Raw genomic sequence first — 18165 nt, forward strand, 5'->3', positions numbered from 1 at the left:
GATGGGTGTTTTTGAACGCAAAAAGGATTGTCGTTCTCTGATGTCTGCACGGGCCTTTTTGAGGGCAAGCCCGCTCCCACAGTGTTGGAGGAGCGGGCTTGCCCGCGAATGGCCTCACCACTTTCGACCTGCCGTAAACAGATAATCCCCTGTCGCATCCAGTCACTGCGACATCCCCCATCAAGCCCACAATTCCCCTCATTCCAGTAACACAGGCCGCCCAGGGACGGCGGCGCTTCAACCACCGCTGCATAAATACAAATCAAGCGAGGTAAGAGCATGTCTGGTAATCGTGGAGTGGTGTATCTCGGCGCAGGCAAGGTCGAGGTGCAGAAGATCGACTACCCCAAGATGCAGGATCCGCGCGGCAAGAAGATCGAGCACGGCGTGATCCTCAAGGTGGTCTCCACCAATATCTGCGGTTCCGACCAGCACATGGTCCGGGGCCGCACCACCGCTCAGGTCGGCCTGGTTCTCGGCCATGAGATCACGGGTGAAATCGTCGAGTTGGGCCGCGATGTCGAGCGCCTGAAGATCGGCGACCTGGTGTCGGTGCCGTTCAACGTCGCTTGCGGGCGCTGCCGTTCCTGCAAGGAAATGCACACCGGCGTCTGCCTGACCGTCAACCCGGCCCGTGCCGGTGGTGCCTATGGTTATGTCGACATGGGCGACTGGACCGGCGGCCAGGCTGAATACGTGCTGGTGCCGTACGCCGACTTCAACCTGCTGAAACTGCCTGACCGCGACAAGGCCATGGAGAAGATCCGTGACCTGACCTGCCTATCGGACATCCTGCCCACCGGCTACCACGGCGCTGTCACCGCAGGCGTCGGCCCGGGCAGCACCGTCTATGTGGCAGGCGCCGGCCCGGTCGGCCTGGCCGCTGCCGCTTCGGCACGCCTGCTGGGCGCCGCCTGCGTGATCGTGGGTGACCTCAATCCGCTGCGCCTGGCCCACGCCAAGTCCCAGGGCTTCGAGGTGGTCGACCTGTCCAAGGACACCCCGCTGCACGAGCAGATCATCGACATCCTCGGCGAGCCGGAAGTGGACTGCGCCGTCGATGCGGTAGGCTTCGAAGCCCGCGGCCACGGCCATGAAGGCGCCAAGCACGAAGCCCCGGCGACCGTGCTCAACTCGCTGATGCAGGTCACCCGTGTGGCCGGCAAGATCGGCATTCCGGGCCTGTACGTGACCGAAGACCCGGGCGCGGTGGACGCGGCGGCGAAGATCGGCGCGCTGAGCATCCGCTTCGGCCTGGGCTGGGCCAAGTCGCACAGCTTCCACACCGGCCAGACCCCGACCATGAAGTACAACCGCCAGCTGATGCAGGCGATCATGTGGGATCGGATCAACATCGCCGAAGTGGTGGGCGTGCAGGTGATCAGCCTGGATCAGGCGCCGGAAGGGTACGGTGAGTTCGATGCGGGCGTGCCGAAGAAATTCGTGATCGATCCGCACAGGACCTTCAGCGCTGCCTGAGGTTTTTGGGGCCGCTTTGCGGCCCAATCGCGGGACGAGCCCGCTCCCACAGGCCTGTGGGGCGGGCTCGCTTCTTGCCGACCCCCGGCAGGAACAAACCTCCGGGCCCCCAGTCCAACACCTCGTTTTCCAGGCCATCCCGGCCTACGAGGTCCCCCGATGAAAGCATTCACCCTGGCAACCCTGATGACCCTGGCCGCAAGCCCGGTGTTCGCCTTCAACCTCAACGATGCCGCCAATGCTGTCTCGGCCATGCAGACCCCGAAAGGCCAGGTCCAGGCGCCGGCTGCCCAGGCCAATCTGCTCAATACCCTGGGCAGCGAACTGAAGATCACCCCCGAGCAGGCTGTCGGCGGCGCTGGCGCCATGCTGGGCCTTGCGCGCAACAACCTGAGCAATGACGACTACGGCCAGTTGACCAAGGCGGTGCCCGGTCTGGACCTGTTGTCCGGTGCCAACGCCCTGGGCGGGCTCAACGGGCTGGGCGAGTTGCTGGGGCAGAACAACCAGCACCCGTCGGCGCTGAGCAATGCCCTGGGCAATGTCGAGAATCGCAACGACCTGGATAACGCCTTCAAGGCGCTAGGCATGGATACCGGCATGATCGGCCAGTTCGCGCCGTTGATCCTGCAGTACCTGGGGCAGCAGGGCATTGCCGGTTCGTTGCTGCAGAACCTGGGCAGCCTGTGGGGCAGCCCGGCAAGTGCGGTGCCATCGGTCTGACAGCCAGCCGGCCCTTTCGCGGGCTTGCCTGCGAAAAAGCCGGCGCGGACACGCCGTTACCCCGCCTCGGAAAAGTCCATCAGTTGCACCGGCCGCCGGAAGCCGGCCGTCAGCACCGCCAGGTAAGCCAGCCCCAGGGCGAACCAGCACAGGCCAATCACCAGGGTCAACGCCGACAGGCTGGTCCACAACCACAGCGTCAGCCCCAACCCGACCAATGGCACCAAGCCATAGCGCAGCAGCCCTGTTGGAGTGCGATGGGTACGCTCGTCGATCAGGTGCGTGCGCACCACTGCCAGGTTCACAACCGAGAACGCCACCAGCGCACCGAAGCTGATCAGCGATGCCAGGGTCGCCAGATCGATCACCAGTGCCAGCAGCGAAAAGGCCGAGACCAGCACGATGGCGAACACCGGTGTGCCGAAGCGTGGCGACAGGTGGCCGAAGGTGCGCCTTGGCAGCACGCCATCACGGCCCATGGTGAAGAGGATACGTGACACCGCCGCCTGGGAGGCCAGTGCCGAGCCCAGGCTGCCGGCGACGAACGCGGCCGTGAAGAAGTTGGCGAGGAACTGGCCGCCGGCCTTGAGCATCACCTCGTTGGCGGCGGCGTCAACGTTGCTGAATGCGCTGCCTGGCAGCACCAACTGGCTGACATAGGCGAGCACGGTGAACAGCAGCCCGGCACCCAGGGTGGTGAGGATGATCGCCCGCGGTACGTCGCGACGGGCGTCCCTGCATTCCTCGGCCAGTGTCGACACTGCATCGAAGCCCAGGAACGAAAGACACAGCACCGCCGCCCCGGCCATCAACGCCGCGAAGCCCGGGGCACTGCCGTCGCCCCGCAGCGGAGCCAGCATCTCTACCGGTTGTCCGGCGAGGCTCTGGTAGGACAGGGCGACGAACACCCCGATGAAGACGATCTGCGCGCCGACGATCAGGTTGCTGGCCTTGGCCACCGAGTGGATGCCGATCACGTTGAGCAGGGTGACCAGGGCAATCGATGCCAGGACGATGCTCCAGGCCGGGATGGCAGGGAAAGCGAGGTTGAGGAAAAGGCCGATGAGCAGGTAGTTGATCATCGGGATGAACAGGTAGTCGAGCAGCAACGACCAGCCGGCCAGGAAGCCGATATTCGGACCGAACGCGAGGTTTGTATAGGAGTATGCCGAGCCTGCGACCGGAAAACGCTTGACCATGAAGCTGTAGGACGTGGCGGTGAACAGCATCGCCAGCAGGGTGACGAGATAGGCACCTGCGGTGCGCCCGCCCGTGATCTCGGTGACGATGCCGTAGGTGGTGAAGATGGTCAGCGGGACCATGTACACCAGGCCGAAGAACACCAGTGCGGGGAGGCCGAGCACGCGGCGCAGTTGTGGGGCTGGCGCCTCGGCGGAAGAGGAGGGTGTGTGGGCCATCGATCGATCCTGGCTTTTTGTAATTGTGTAGATCGATTTTTATCCAGGCGACTGGACGATGACAAACAAAGAGTTGCTTATCTCAATTATAAATATGGATTTTAATCGAGCATCTGGACGCGTATTCGCGGCCAGATCCGCAAATACGCAGAGATCATGCTCAGCGCATCTCGGCGCGCAGCTGCTCGATGCGTTGATCCTTGTCTTCCCACAACTGGTTCACCCACGCCTGAACCTGCTGCCGGAACGCCGGATCGCTCTCGTAGTCGCCTTCACACAGGGTGCGGTCCAGCTCACGCACCTGAATGTCGATGGTCACCCGGCTGATGCTGCCATTGAGCAGGTCCCAGAAGCCCGGCGCCTTGTTGCCGGGGTAGACGATGGTCACATCGAGCAGGGCATCGAGTTGCTCGCCCAGTGCGGCGAGCACGAAGGCCACGCCGCCAGCCTTGGGCTTGAGCAGGTGGCGGTACGGCGACTGCTGTTGTGCGCGCTTGGCTTCGGTGAAGCGCGTGCCTTCAAGGTAGTTGACCACGGTCACCGGCTGGCGCTTGAACAGCTCACAGGCTGCCTTGGTGATTTCCAGGTCCTTGCCCTTGAGTTCGGGGTGCTTGTCGAGGAAGGCCTTGCTGTAGCGCTTCATGAAGGGGTAGTCCAGCGCCCACCAGGCCAGGCCCAGCAGCGGCACCCAGATCAGCTCCTTCTTGAGGAAGAACTTGAAGAACGGCACCCGGCGGTTGAGGCTTTCGATCAGTGCGGGAATGTCGACCCAGCTCTGGTGGTTGCTGATGCACAGGTAGGAGGTGTTCGGGTTCAGGTTCTCGATGCCACGGATGTCCCATTGCGTGGGGATGCACAGGGCGAAGATGGCCTTGTCGATTTCCGACCAGGTCTCGGCGATCCACATCACCGCCCATGAGGCATAGTCGCGGCCACGGCCGGGCAGCACCAGCTTGAGCAGGGCGAAGACCAGCAGCGGCCCGATCAGCACCAGGGTGTTGAGCAGCAGCAGGGCTGTTGTGAGAATGCCGGTCAGCAGGCGACGCATAAGGAGACTCTTGTTGTGTGAAATTTGCGGTTGGCAATGATAAGCAGGGCGAGGCCCTACGCCAAACGTCCAGTGCCCAATGGAAGGCACAAATGTTTCACATTATGTTGGATAGGCTATGACAACGAACCTATCCTGCCCGCGTAGTCTAAGCACTGTCTCATCTCAAGGAATGTTTCCCGTGAAACCACTGCTTGCCCTCCTGTCACTGCTGGCGCTGCCGGTGATGGCCGCCGAGCCGACACTCTATGGCCGCTACGAGTACATCAAGCTCCCCGAGATTGGCCAGACCCTCAAGGCCAAGATGGATACTGGCGCGCTGACCGCTTCGCTGTCGGCCAAGGATATCGAGACCTTCACCCGCGACGGCGAGGAGTGGGTGCGATTCCGCCTGGCGACCAAGGACGCCGACGGCAAGGTCTACGAGCACAAGGTGGCGCGCATCAGCAAGATCAAGGCCCGCTCGGGCGATGAAGACGACGAGGACGAACCGGCCGAGGCCGCCCGCCGCCCGGTGGTGGACCTGGAGCTGTGCCTGGGCGACGTCAAGCGCACGGTGGAGGTCAACCTGACCGACCGCAGCAACTTCAACTACCCGCTGCTGATTGGCGCCAAGGCGCTGCGTGAGTTCAAGGCGGCGGTGAACCCGGCGCGGCGCTATACCGCAGACAAACCGGACTGCTGATCGTCCGGGCTGGCCTCTCGCAGGCAAGCTCGCTCCCGCAGGTGCAGCGTCAACCTGCAATTGTGGGAGTGGGCTTGTCCGGCGGTAGGGCCCGGTCGGACAATCGACGACCAGACCCTCAGAGCCTCACCCATGCCCCACATCCTCATCGTCGAAGACGAATCCGCCATCGCCGACACCCTGGTCTACGCCCTCCAGGCCGACGGCCATACCACCACCTGGGTGAACCTGGGCAGCGCCGCGCTCGATCAGATGCGCCAGCGTCCGGCCGACCTGGTCATCCTCGACATCGGTCTGCCCGATATCAGCGGCTTCGAAACCTGTCGCCAGCTGCGCCGCTTCAGCGAGGTGCCGGTGATGTTCCTCAGTGCCCGCGATGGTGAGATCGACCGGGTCGTAGGCTTGGAAATCGGTGCCGACGACTATGTGGTCAAGCCGTTCAGCCCGCGCGAGGTGGCTGCGCGGGTGCGGGCGATCCTCAAGCGCATGGCGCCCCGGGGCGAGGCGGTGGGCGAAGCCCGGCCGTTCGAAGTCGATACGCGGGGTATGCGCATTCTCTACCGGGGCCAGGCGCTGACACTCACCCGCCATGAGTTTCGCCTGTTGCACTGCCTGCTCGAGCAACCGCGGCGGGTGTTCAGCCGCGAGCAACTGCTCAACGGCCTGGGCGTGTCCTCGGATGCCGGTTACGAACGTACCGTCGATAGCCACATCAAGAGCCTGCGCGCCAAGCTGCGCCAGGTCGTGGCCGACGCCGAGCCGATCCAGACCCATCGCGGCCTGGGCTACAGCTACAGCCCGGATCACGCCTGATGCGCCTGGGGATCCGGATCTTTCTGGTGTACTTCCTGTTCGTCGGGTTGTCGGGTTACTTCCTGCTCAATACCGTGCGCGAACAGATTCGCCCGGTGGTGCGCCAGTCTTCCGAGGAAACCCTGGTGGACACCGCCAACCTGTTGGCAGAAATCCTTCACGATGACGTCAAGGCCGGCACGCTTGGGCAAAGTCGTCTGCCGCAAGTGCTCGAATCCTACGGGCAGCGCCGCCCGGGTGCCGATATCTGGGGGCTGGCGAAAAACCAGGTCAGTCACCGGATCTATGTCACCGACGCCCAAGGCATCGTCCTGCTCGACTCCAGTGGCCAGGCACTGGGCAAGGATTACTCGCGCTGGAACGACGTCTACCTGACCCTGCGCGGCCAGTATGGCGCGCGTTCGACCCGCAGCGATCCGGACGACGAAAGCACCTCGGTGATGCATGTGGCGGCACCGATCATGGACAACGGCCAGGTCATCGGAGTGGTGACGGTGGCCAAGCCCAACAGTTCGCTGCAACCCTATATCGACCGCTCCGAGCAACGTTTGCTGACGCTCGGCCTGGGCTTGATCGTGCTCGGGCTGCTGGTGGGCGCGGCGCTGTCCTGGTGGCTGGCGCGGTCGTTGCGCCGTCTCACCCGCTACGCCCAGGCGGTGAGTGAGGGCGAGCGCGCGGCGCTGCCGCACTACAAGGGCGGCGAACTGCTGCAACTTGCCACGGCGGTGGAGCGCATGCGCACGCAGTTGGAGGGCAAGGCGTATGTCGAGCGCTATGTGCATACCCTCACCCATGAGCTGAAGAGCCCACTGGCGGCGATTCGCGGGGCTTCCGAGCTGTTGCAGGGGCCGATGCCGGATGAGCAGCGGGCGCGTTTTGCCAGCAATATCGAGCGTGAGAGCGAGCGTTTGCAGCAGATGATCGAGCGCTTGCTCAACCTGGCGCGGGTCGAGCAGATGCAGGCGCTGGAGGATGAGCAGCAGGTGCCGCTTGCGGCACTGCTCGACGAGTTGCTGCACGGGTATGCGGCGCGGATCGACAGTGCCGGATTGCAGATCCGGCAACAGGTGCCGGGTGGTGTGTTGTTACTGTGCGACCCCTTCCTGTTGCGCCAGGCGCTGGCGAACCTGGTGGACAACGCACTCGACTTCACGCCGGCCGGCGGCACGTTGTCGTTCGAGTGGGTGCAGGATGGCGAACGGGTTGCGTTAAGCCTGTTCAACCAGGGGGAGGCGATTCCGGATTACGCCATCGAGCGGGTCAGCGAGCGCTTCTATTCCTTGCCGCGGCCAGGGACCGGACGCAAGAGCACCGGGCTTGGGCTCAACTTTGTCGACGAAGTGATGCAGCTGCATGGTGGAGCGCTGGCGGTCGATAACGTCGACGGCGGGGTGCGGGTCAGGCTGTGGCTGCCTGCGCGGCGCATGGGCTGATTCCGGCGCCGGATTCGAGACCGGCTCGCCATCTCCACACAATCTGCACAAACCCTCCCCATTGTCTCCATGTGATGGGCGCAACCTGCGCCCATCACAACCGGAGCCAACGCCCCATGAACAAGCCCCTGAGTTTCAAGCTCGGCATGATCGTCCTGCTGATGCTGCTGTTATTGATCCCTCTTTTGATGATCGGTGGCCTGATCGATGAACGCCAGGCCGCGCGCGATAGCGTGCTGCAGGACATCGCCCAGAGCTCGAGCTTCGACCAGCAGATCAGCGGCCCGCTGCTGGTGGTGCCGTACCGCAAGTACCAGCGCCGCTGGATCGACAAGGACGGCAAGAGTGTGCAGGAAACCAGCACTGTCAGCGGCCACCTGTACTTCCTGCCGGAAACCTTCGAGGTCGCCAGCCAGGTCGATACCGAGCTGCGCGCCCGTGGCATCTACCAGGCGCGGTTGTTCCATGCCAAGAACCATGTCAGTGGCCGCTTCAAGCTGCCCGAGCGCTGGGGTATCGACAAGGACTACGACGACTACCGGTTCGACAAACCGTTCATGGTGGTGGGCATCAGCGATATTCGTGGCATCGAGAACGCCTTGGAACTGAGCCTCGACGATCAGCGCCTGCCGTTCGAAGCAGGCACCGGCCTGGACTGGATGGCCGGTGGCGTGCGCGTCGCTCTGCCGGGGCTGGATGGCCAGGCTGCCCGCGAGTTCAGTTATGCCTTCGACCTGGCGCTGCAGGGCACCGGACAACTCCATGTATTGCCAGTGGGGCGCAGCAGCCGGGTCGAGATGCGCGCCAACTGGCCCCATCCGAGCTTCATCGGCAACTACTTGCCGGCCAGCCGTGAAATCAATGCCCAGGGCTTCACCGCGCGCTGGCAGACCTCGTTCTTTGCCACCAACCTGGAAGACGCGCTGCGCCAATGCGCCGGTGCGGACAAGTGCGCGGATTTCAGTGGGCGCACCTTTGGTGTGAGCTTCGTCGATCCGGTGGACCAGTACCTCAAGAGCGAACGTGCGATCAAGTACGCGCTGCTGTTCATCGCGCTGACCTTTGCCGGCTTCTTCCTGTTCGAGGTGTTGAAGAACCTCAGCGTGCACCCGATGCAGTACATGCTGGTGGGGGCGGCGCTGGCGCTGTTCTATCTGTTGCTGCTGTCACTGTCGGAACACCTGGGTTTCGGCTTGGCGTACGGCTTGTCGGCGGCGGCCTGTGTGCTGCTGATCGGCTTCTACTTGAGCCATGTGCTGCACAGCCCGGTGCGCGGGGCGGGTTTTGCGCTGGGGTTGGCGGCGCTGTATGGCCTGCTCTACGGGCTGCTGAGTGCCGAGGACTATGCGCTGCTGATGGGCTCGCTGCTGTGTTTTGGCTTGCTCGGGGTGTTCATGGTGCTGACCCGGCGGCTGGACTGGTCGCGGGTGGGGAGGGTGGCATGAGGGAGGACAAGGCGATCGGGCGCTGGTTGGCGGTTCGGGTGGGGATGTTGTTTCCTGCCAGGTCGGGGTGAGGCATTCGCGGGCAAGTCGGCGCTCCGACTTGCCCGCGAACGGGGGCTTCAGGCTACCGGCACTGTAGCCAGCATCGATGGCCGCTGGCACACCTGGGCATACCATGCAGCCAGCCCGGGCTGTTGGTCACGCCACCCGAACTCCGGCTGGCGCAGGTCCAGGTAGCCCAGCGCGCAGGCCACGCCGATCGAGGCGATGTCGAAGCCGGAGGCGATCTCTGCCAGGTGATGCTGCTCAAGATCCGCCAGGCCTCGGCGGATCTTCTCTGACTGCGCCTGCAGCCAGCCATCCCAGCGCTTGTCTTCAGGACGCAGGACGCTTTCATAGCGGCTCGACACCGCCGCATCCATGATCGCATCGGCCTGGGAGGCCAGGGTCAGGCGCCGCCAGCGCGCCGAGCCCTCGCGGGGAACCAGCGGGTTACCGACGTGCTGGGTGTCGAGGTACTCGCAGATCACCCGGCTGTCGTGCAGCACGCTGCCGTCGTCCAGGCGCAGGGCCGGGATCTTGCCGATCGGATTGTCCTGGTTGAGCTGCTCGTCACCGCTCACCGGGCTGATGTTGACGGGTTGCAGGGTCACGCGGTCCAGCTGGCCGGTCTCGTGCAACACCACCATGACCTTGCGCACGAACGGCGACAGCGGCGAATGGAACAGGATCATGGGTCAGTTACCCTGCAGGCTGGGGGGCAGGCACACGCCGGTGCCACCGATGCCGCAGTAGCCTCCGGGGTTCTTGGCCAGGTACTGCTGGTGGTAGGCCTCGGCGAAGTAGACGGTCGGCGCCTGGTCGATCTCGGTGGTGATCTCGCCGAAACCGGCCTTGCTCAGCTCGGTCTGGAAGGCATCGCGGCTGGCCTTGGCCTGCTCCAGTTGCTCCGGCGAGGTGCAATAGATGGCCGAACGGTACTGGGTGCCGATGTCGTTGCCCTGGCGCATGCCCTGGGTCGGGTTGTGCAGTTCCCAGAACATCGCCAGCAGTTCGCGGTAGCTGACCTTGTCCTTGTCGAACACCACCAGCACCACTTCGGTGTGGCCGGTCAGGCCCGAGCAGACCTCTTCGTAGGTCGGGTTGGGGGTGAAACCGCCGGCGTAGCCGACCACGGTGCTGACCACGCCTTCACGCTGCCAGAAACGTCGTTCGGCGCCCCAGAAGCAGCCCAGGCCGAAGATGGCGAAGTCGATGCTGCCTTCGAAGAATGGGCCGAGCAGCGGGGTGCCTTCGAACACGTAGTGGAATTCGGGCAGGGACATAGGGGTTTCGCGGCCAGGCAGGGCCTGTTCCGCGGTGGGCAGGACGTTTTTGTTCACGAGGATTTCCGAGCGCAGGACCATGATTGTTCCTCTGTCTGACAGTGGGAGCGGTTGTGGCTTGTTGGCGGGCAAGCACGCTCCTACAGGGGTTGCTGTGGGAGCGGGCTTGCCCGCGAAGAGGCCCGCATGGCCCCTATAGTGCCCGAGGTTTACGCGCCTGTCAGGCCACCGGCCCGCGCGGGTAGCGCCTGAGCTTGTCGACCAGCTCGCGCCCGGGGATCGGCCGGTCGAACAGGTAGCCCTGGCCGACGTCGCAGCGGTGGCGACGCAGGAACGCCAGCTGTTCGGAGGTCTCGATGCCTTCGGCGACCACCTTGAGCTTGAGGTTGTGGGCCATGGCCACCACCGCCGAGGTGATCTCCATGTCGTCCTGGTTGGCGGGAATCTCGCTGATGAAGCTGCGATCGATCTTGATGATGTCGATGGGAAACTTCTTCAGGTAGCTCAGCGATGAATAGCCCGTACCGAAGTCATCCATGGCCAGGGTCAGCCCCAGCTGCTTGAGCTCGTCGAGCTGGCGCCGGGTGTCTTCGGTGGCCTCCAGCAGCAGGCCCTCGGTCAGCTCCAGTTCCAGCAGGTGCGGGGGCAGCGCTTCTTCCTTGAGAATGGCACCGATCGAGCTGACCAGCTCGGGGTCGGAGAACTGCTTGGGCGACAGGTTGATCGCCACGTGCAGATTGCCCATGCCGGCCTCGCGCAGCTCCTGGCTCATGCGGCACGACTGGCGCACCACCCATTTACCGATGGGGATGATCAGGCCGGTCTCTTCGGCCACGCTGATGAACTGGTCGGGGCGGATCATGCCGCGCTCGGGGTGGTTCCAGCGCAGCAGCGCCTCCAGGCCCAACAGGCGACCGCTGCGCAGGCACAGCTTGGGTTGGTAGAAGACCTCCAGCTCGTTCTGGGTCAGGGCCCGGCGCAGGTTGTTCTCGACGAACAGCTTGTAGCTGGCCTCGGCGTTGAGCACTTCGGTGAACACCTGGACCTGATGCTTGCCGTTGGCCTTGGCCTTGTGCAGGGCCAGGCCTGCGTTCTTCATCAGGGTCTGCGGGTCGGCGCCGTGCAGGGGCGCGCAGGCCAGGCCCACGGAGGCGGTGACGTTGATCAGCTGGTTGTCGACGAACATGGGCTTGTCGAGGGTGCGCAGCAACTGCTGGGCGATGTTCTGGCCGTCTTCGAGGCCGGTGTCGTCCAGCAGCACGGCGAACTCGTTGCTGGCAAAGCGCGCCAGGCTGCCACCGCTGCTCAGGCTGTTGCGCAGACGGCGGGCCAGGCTGATCAGCAGCTTGTCGCCGGTCTGGTGGCCGAGGCTGTCGTTGATGCGCTTGAAGTTATCGATGTCGACCAGCAGCAGGCAGATCGGGCTGTCGCCGTCGCGGGCGAAGCGTTCGTCGAGGCTGCGGATGAACGCAGGGCGGTTGCCCAGGCTGGTGAGGTTGTCGGTGTAGGCCAGGCGCTCGATGCGTTGCTGGGCAAGCTTGCTCTGGGTGACGTCTTCGTAGATGCCGATGTAGTGGGTCAACTCGCGGTTGTCGCCATACACCTTGGAAATCGACAACTGGCCCCAGTAGGGTTCCAGGCTCTTGCGCCGGCTCTTGAATTCACCTTGCCAGCTGTTGCCCATGGCCAGGCTCGACGGTGAGTCGAACAGGATCTGGCTGAGGTTTTCCAGTGCCGGCAGCTCGGCCAGGTGGTGGCCCTGCACTTCGTCGGTGCTGTACTGGGTAATGGCGGTGAAGCTTGGGTTGACGTACTCCACCACCCCGTCGCGATTGACCAGCAGGAAGGCGCTGGCGCTCTGCTCTACCGCACGCTGGAACAGGTGCAGGGCGCTGGTGGCGGTGCGGCGGTTGTGGTTGGTGATGACCTGGGCGAACTGGTCGGCCAGCTCGCCGGCAAAGGCGATTTCGTCGGACTGCCAGGCCCGCGGCTGGCCGGTCTGCTCCAGGCAGAGCACGCCGACCACCTGGCCGTCGACGCGGATGCTGGCATCGAGCATGGCATTGTCGGCGGTGTTGAGCAGGCCCTGGACCATGTCCCGGGTGCGTGGGTCATGGCTGGCGTTGTGGGCGTCGATGGCGCGGCTGGCGTGCAGGGCGTCGAGGTAATCCGGGTAGTGGCTGGCGTCGATCGGCTGCGGCAGGCGGTGGGCCTGCTCGTGCTGGAACCAGGCGGTGATCGGTTCCAGGCGTTGCTCGTTGAGGTACCAGATGCTGGCGCAGTCGAGCTTGTAGATTTCGCAGGCGCTGCGGGTGATCAGTTCGGCGGCTTCGAGCAGCGAGTTGCTGGCGCTGTAGCGCTGGCGTGCCAGGCGCAGGATCAGGTCCTGCTGGGCACGCACTCGTTCCAGGTGCTCGAGTTGCTCCTGTTGGGCGCGCTGGTTGAGTTGCAGGGCCAGTTGCAGGCGGCTGTTGCGTGACTCGAGATCGTTTGCGTCCAGGCCCGGGATTTCTTCTGCCTGGTCGTCCAGCACCGTGAGGTAGCCGCGCAGCAGTTGGCGATTGTGCTGCTTGTAGGCCTCGCCGACCTCCAGCAGGCGCAGGGGCCCGGAGCCGGCGTGCAGGGTATAGCGCACGCGGTAGTGGTTGCGCCGCGCCAACTGCAGTTGGATCTCGTCGTGCAGCTTGTAGCGCGCTTCAGGCTCCATGAGACTGGCATAGGGCGAGCCGATCAGGGCACAGAGTTCGGCTGCGGGCAGGCCGAACTGGCGATCGCAGCCCGGGTCGAGGTAGAGCATGGCCCAACTGGCTTCGTTCAGCCGCTCGAAACGCAGCATCCCGAGCCGCGAGGGCACGGGTAACTGCGTCACGACCTCGGCCGCCACACGGCTGGCGGCATCGGGTTGGCTTTTCATCGAAGACTCGCTTGAACAAGGCGGTTGGCGCGGTATGCCGCAGGTAAGCGGCGGCGCGTTGAGCAAGGGTGCATCATGTCCCGTGGGCTGGCAAGCGGCCATGTGGGGCAGCGTATGCAGGTTGTCGGCTGGGCGTCGGAAATCTGAAGCTTGCGCGCCTCGCGGCCCTTCATGGGAAGGTTGTTTTCAGGCAAAAAAAGCCCCGCCAGGGGCGGGGTTGAGGTACGAGCGTGGCAGCTCGAAATCGGTACAGCCTCCCCGGTGAGGGGAGGCGGGGTGCAGCATTACAGCAGCAGCGTGCGGATGTCCGTCAGCAGGTCGCCCAGGCGCTTGGTGAAGCGCGCAGCGGCAGCGCCGTTGATCACACGGTGATCGTAGGACAGCGACAGCGGCAGCATCAGCTTCGGCTGGAAGGCCTTGCCGTCCCAGACTGGCTGGATGGTCGCCTTGGAAACACCGAGGATCGCCACTTCCGGCGCGTTGACGATCGGCGTGAAGCCGGTGCCGCCAATGTGACCGAGGCTGGAGATGGTGAAGCAGGCACCCTGCATGTCGTCGGCCGACAGCTTCTTGGTGCGGGCTTTTTCAGCCAGCGCAGCTGCTTCGCCAGCCAGTTGCAGCAGGCTCTTCTGATCGACGTTCTTGATCACAGGGACCAGCAGGCCGTCCGGGGTGTCCACGGCGAAGCCGACGTTGACGTACTTCTTGCGGATGATGGCCTTGCCGCTTGGTGCCAGCGAACTGTTGAAGTCCGGCAGCTCCTTGAGCAGGTGGGCACAGGCCTTGAGCAGCAGCGGCAGGACGGTCAGCTTGACGCCGGCCTTTTCCGCCACGGCTTTCTGCGCAACGCGGAAGGCTTCCAGCTCGGTGATGTCGGCGGAGTCGAACTGGGTCACGTGCGGCACGTTCAGCCAGCTGCGGTGCAGGTTGGCAGCACCGACCTGCATCAGGCGGGTCAGGGCGACTTCCTCGACTTCACCGAACTTGCTGAAGTCCACGGCCGGGATCGGCGGGATGCCAGCACCACCGGTTGCGCCAGCGGCTGCCGGTGCTTCCTTGGCCTTCTGCATCATGGCCTTGACGTAGACCTGCACGTCTTCTTTCAGGATGCGGCCGTGCGGGCCGGTGGCGGCAACAGCACCCAGGTCGACACCGAATTCACGAGCCAGCTGACGAACGGCAGGGCCTGCGTGAACCTTGGCATTGCTGCCAGCGGCCGGTGCGGTAGCAACCGGTGCAGGGGCAGCAGCTGGGGCGGCAGCGGCGGGTGCGGCAGCCGGAGCAGCCTCGGCCTTGGCGGCTGCCGGGGCAGCAGCTGGTGCCGGAGCGGCCGCAGGCGCGGCGCCTGCGACTTTCAGCTTGAAGATCAGGTCGCCAGTGCCGACTTCGTCTTCCAGCTTGCACAGGACTTCTTCGACCACGCCGGCGGCAGGCGATGGGATCTCCATGGAAGCCTTGTCGGATTCCAGGGTGATCAGCGACTGGTCGGCTTCGACGGTATCGCCGACCTTGACCAGCACTTCGATGATCTTGGCCTTGCCCGACGAGCCGATATCCGGCACGTGGATGTCCTGCACGCTGGCGGCAGCCGGTGCTGCGGCAGGTGCCGGAGCAGGGGCGGCTTCAGCGGCGGGTGCAGCGGCCGCAGGGGCAGCAGCCGGGGCGGCGGCCGGAGCCTCAGGCGCCGCAGCGGCGCCCTCGGCTTCCAGGACCAGCAGTTCGTCGCCTTCTTTCAGGCGGTCGCCCAGCTTGACCTTCAGCTCCTTGATGACGCCGGCCTTGGGGGCCGGGATCTCCATGGAGGCCTTGTCCGACTCCAGGGTCAGCAGGCTCTGGTCCGCTTCGATGCGGTCGCCGACCTTGACGAACAGCTCGATGATTTCACCTTCACCGCTGCCGATGTCAGGTACGCGAATGAGTTCGCTCACTTAAGTTACTCCTCAGCAGTCCAGTGGGTTGCGCTTGTCCGGGTCGATGCCGAACTTGACGATGGCGTCAGCGACAACCTTCGGTTCGATCTCGCCACGGTCAGCCAGGGCTTCCAGGGCAGCCAGCACCACGAAGTGACGGTCGACTTCGAAGAAGTGACGCAGCTTCTTGCGGCTGTCGCTGCGACCGTAGCCATCGGTACCCAGGACCTTGAACTCTTTGCTTGGTACCCACTGACGAATCTGCTCGGCGAACAGCTTCATGTAGTCGGTGGAGGCGATGACCGGACCCTTGCGACCGCTCAGGCACTGCTCGACGTAGGTCTGCTGTGGCTTCTGGCCAGGCTTGAGGCGGTTGGCGCGTTCCACGGCCAGGCCGTCGCGACGCAGTTCGTTGAAGCTGGTGACGCTCCATACATCGGCACCGATGTTGAACTCTTCACGCAGGATCTTCGCCGCTTCGCGGACTTCGCGCAGGATGGTGCCGGAGCCCATCAGCTGAACGTGGTGCGCGGCTTCGCGGGTGTCTTCTTCCAGCAGGTACATGCCCTTGATGATGCCTTCCTCGGCACCGGCCGGGATGGCAGGCTGCTGGTAGGATTCGTTCATCACGGTGATGTAGTAGAAGATGTCCTGTTGCTCTTCGGTCATCTTCTTCATGCCGTCCTGGATGATCACCGCCAGCTCGTAGCCGTAGGTCGGATCGTAGGTGCGGCAGTTCGGGATGGTGCCCGCCATCATGTGGCTGTGACCGTCTTCGTGCTGCAGGCCTTCGCCGTTCAGCGTGGTACGGCCGGCGGTACCGCCGATCAGGAAGCCACGGGTGCGGCTGTCGCCAGCGGCCCAGGCCAGGTCGCCGATACGCTGGAAGCCGAACATCGAGTAGAAGATGTAGAACGGCAGCATCGGCTGGTTGTGGCAGCTGTACGAGGTACCGGCAGCGATGAAGGACGACATGGCGCCGGCTTCGTTGATGCCTTCTTCCAGGATCTGGCCCTTCTTGTCCTCGCGGTAGAACATCACCTGGTCTTTATCGACTGGCTCGTAGAGCTGGCCGACCGACGAGTAGATGCCCAGCTGGCGGAACATGCCTTCCATACCGAAGGTACGGGCTTCGTCCGGGATGATCGGGACGATGCGCTGGCCGATTTCCTTGTCCTTGACCAGTTGCGCCAGGATGCGCACGAAGGCCATGGTGGTGGAGATTTCGCGGTCGCCCGAGCCGTCGAGGATCGCCTTGAGCGTCTCCAGTGGCGGGGTCGGCACGCTGAAGCTCTTGGCGCGGCGTTGTGGCACGAAGCCACCCAGTGCGGCGCGACGCTCGGCCAGGTACTTGGCTTCGGCAGAACCTTCTTCAGGCTTGAAGAACGGCAGGTTCTCGAGGTCGGCGTCCTTGACCGGAATGTCGAAGCGGTCGCGGAAGTGACGCAGGCTGTCGACGTCGACTTTCTTGGTGTTGTGCGCGGTGTTCTTGGCTTCGCCAGCACCGGTACCGTAACCCTTGATGGTCTTGGCCAGGATGACGGTCGGCTGCTCTTTGTGGTTCACAGCCTGGTGGTACGCCGCGTAGACCTTGTACGGGTCGTGGCCGCCACGGTTGAGCTTCCAGATCTCGTCGTCGGACAGGTCTTCGACCATGGCCTTGAGCTCTGGGGTGTTGAAGAAGTTCTCACGGACGTACGCGCCGTCCTTGGCCTTGTAGTTCTGGTACTCGCCGTCGATGACTTCGTCCATGCGGCGCTGCAGGGCACCGTTGGTGTCCTTGGCCAGCAGTGGGTCCCAGAAGCGGCCCCAGACGACCTTGTTGACGTTCCAGCCACCGCCACGGAACACGCCTTCGAGTTCCTGGATGATCTTGCCGTTGCCGCGAACCGGGCCGTCGAGGCGCTGCAGGTTGCAGTTGATGACGAAGATCAGGTTGTCCAGCTTCTCGCGGCCGGCCAGGGCGATCGCGCCCAGGGATTCCGGCTCGTCGCACTCGCCGTCACCCATGAAGCACCAGACCTTCTGCTTGCCGGCCGGGATGAAGCCGCGGGCTTCCAGGTACTTCATGAAGCGTGCCTGGTAGATCGCCTGGATCGGACCCAGACCCATCGAAACGGTCGGGAACTGCCAGAAGTCAGGCATCAGCCAGGGGTGCGGGTACGAAGACAGGCCGTTGCCGTCCACTTCCTGGCGGAAGTTGTTCATCTGCTCTTCGCTGATGCGGCCTTCCATGAAGGCGCGGGCGTAGACGCCTGGCGAGGCGTGGCCCTGGAAGAAGATCAGGTCGCCGCCGTGTTCTTCGGTCGGGGCCTGGAAGAAGTAGTTGAAGCCGATGTCGTAGAGGGTGGCGCTGGAGGCGAAGCTCGAGATGTGTCCGCCCAGGTCCGAGTCCTTCAGGTTGGTACGCATGACCATGGCCAAGGCGTTCCAACGCACCATCGAGCGAATGCGGCGTTCCATGAACAGGTCGCCAGGCATGCGTGCTTCGTGGGTGACAGGGATGGTGTTGCGGTATGGCGTGGTGATGGCGTAAGGCAACTGGGAACCACTGCGGGTGGCCAGTTCGCCCATGCGGGTCATCAGGTAATGAGCGCGGTCTTCGCCTTCTTTGTCGAGGACCGACTCCAGGGCATCCAGCCATTCCTGGGTTTCGATAGGATCGAGGTCTTGCATGGCTTGCTCCAGGGCGGAAAGGCAACCAGAATCGGAAGCCTGAGTTTGCGACTGGCCTTTTGGGCAGACGTCGTGAATTCTTGGATTTGCCGGACAGTCATCCGGCGCCGTGTAGTTTTACTACAAATGCTTTGGCATTTCATGCTTTTGAGCAGTCGAGGGAGTAGTAATACTACAGAAAAACGGCTTGTGGCCGCCTTTCGGGTTGTGGAGAAAAACGTTCCTGTTGGTTGGTATCGCACTGGCACAAGAGGTTTCTTGATGTTTCGTACCAATGATTCGAGTTTTTCAGCTAT

13 protein-coding genes are annotated in these 18165 nt (G+C 63.8%); 6 read left to right on the top strand and 7 right to left on the bottom strand.

All coding sequences use genetic code 11. The annotated features are described in order from the left end of the window. The first annotated feature begins 279 nt into the window (after nt 1–279). The gene (gene fdhA, locus ACPZMI_RS15695) at nt 280–1479 is read left to right on the top strand and encodes a formaldehyde dehydrogenase, glutathione-independent (protein WP_054892154.1); all 1200 of its coding nucleotides are present in this window, start codon (nt 280–282) and stop codon (nt 1477–1479) included. Between the two features lie 159 nt (nt 1480–1638). After that, on the top strand, nt 1639–2202 hold the full coding sequence (locus ACPZMI_RS15700; protein WP_186720164.1) for a DUF2780 domain-containing protein: 564 nt from the start codon (nt 1639–1641) through the stop codon (nt 2200–2202). Between the two features lie 56 nt (nt 2203–2258). On the opposite strand, the gene ACPZMI_RS15705 is transcribed toward ACPZMI_RS15700, so the two are convergent. Then, nucleotides 2259–3620, bottom strand: coding sequence for an APC family permease (locus ACPZMI_RS15705; protein WP_426352595.1), 1362 nt, complete (start codon nt 3618–3620; stop codon nt 2259–2261). A gap of 160 nt (nt 3621–3780) precedes the next feature. Further along, on the bottom strand, nt 3781–4668 hold the full coding sequence (locus ACPZMI_RS15710; protein WP_186720162.1) for an acyltransferase: 888 nt from the start codon (nt 4666–4668) through the stop codon (nt 3781–3783). Between the two features lie 181 nt (nt 4669–4849). On the opposite strand from ACPZMI_RS15710, the gene rloA2 reads away from it, so the two are divergent. From rloA2 to creD, 4 genes are all read left to right on the top strand, one after another. Further along, nucleotides 4850–5353, top strand: coding sequence for a retropepsin-like aspartic peptidase RloA2 (gene rloA2, locus ACPZMI_RS15715; protein ID WP_288375797.1), 504 nt, complete (start codon nt 4850–4852; stop codon nt 5351–5353). A gap of 132 nt (nt 5354–5485) precedes the next feature. Then, nucleotides 5486–6166 carry a two-component system response regulator CreB gene (creB, locus tag ACPZMI_RS15720; protein WP_426352596.1) on the top strand — a complete coding sequence of 227 codons (681 nt, stop codon included), beginning with the start codon at nt 5486–5488 and terminating at the stop codon, nt 6164–6166. Further along, nucleotides 6166–7599: a two-component system sensor histidine kinase CreC gene (creC, locus tag ACPZMI_RS15725; protein ID WP_426352597.1), complete on the top strand. Its 1434-nt coding sequence runs from the start codon at nt 6166–6168 to the stop codon at nt 7597–7599. The genes creB and creC overlap by 1 nt, the downstream gene beginning before the upstream one ends. A 116-nt stretch (nt 7600–7715) precedes the next feature. Next, nucleotides 7716–9044, top strand: a complete 1329-nt coding sequence (gene creD / locus ACPZMI_RS15730; RefSeq protein ID WP_426352598.1) for a cell envelope integrity protein CreD — start codon at nt 7716–7718, stop codon at nt 9042–9044. A gap of 119 nt (nt 9045–9163) precedes the next feature. Here the strand turns inward: creD and ACPZMI_RS15735 are convergent, their stop codons facing one another. The 5 genes from ACPZMI_RS15735 to aceE form a co-directional block, all read right to left on the bottom strand. Next, the gene (locus ACPZMI_RS15735; protein WP_426352599.1) at nt 9164–9778 is read right to left on the bottom strand and encodes a glutathione S-transferase; all 615 of its coding nucleotides are present in this window, start codon (nt 9776–9778) and stop codon (nt 9164–9166) included. 3 nt (nt 9779–9781) lie between these two features. After that, nucleotides 9782–10450 carry a peptide-methionine (S)-S-oxide reductase MsrA gene (gene msrA / locus ACPZMI_RS15740; RefSeq protein WP_426352600.1) on the bottom strand — a complete coding sequence of 223 codons (669 nt, stop codon included), beginning with the start codon at nt 10448–10450 and terminating at the stop codon, nt 9782–9784. A 139-nt stretch (nt 10451–10589) separates the two neighbouring features. Beyond that, on the bottom strand, nt 10590–13283 hold the full coding sequence (locus ACPZMI_RS15745; RefSeq protein WP_186667486.1) for a putative bifunctional diguanylate cyclase/phosphodiesterase: 2694 nt from the start codon (nt 13281–13283) through the stop codon (nt 10590–10592). 284 nt (nt 13284–13567) lie between these two features. Next, complete coding sequence (aceF, locus tag ACPZMI_RS15750) at nt 13568–15211, bottom strand: dihydrolipoyllysine-residue acetyltransferase (protein ID WP_426352601.1); 1644 nt, start codon at nt 15209–15211, stop codon at nt 13568–13570. A gap of 12 nt (nt 15212–15223) precedes the next feature. Further along, the gene (gene aceE, locus ACPZMI_RS15755) at nt 15224–17869 is read right to left on the bottom strand and encodes a pyruvate dehydrogenase (acetyl-transferring), homodimeric type (RefSeq protein ID WP_054892164.1); all 2646 of its coding nucleotides are present in this window, start codon (nt 17867–17869) and stop codon (nt 15224–15226) included. Between the last annotated feature and the right edge of the window lie 296 nt (nt 17870–18165).

Origin of the sequence: Pseudomonas wayambapalatensis, assembly GCF_049942315.1 — a bacterium.
GTDB lineage: Bacteria > Pseudomonadota > Gammaproteobacteria > Pseudomonadales > Pseudomonadaceae > Aquipseudomonas > Aquipseudomonas wayambapalatensis.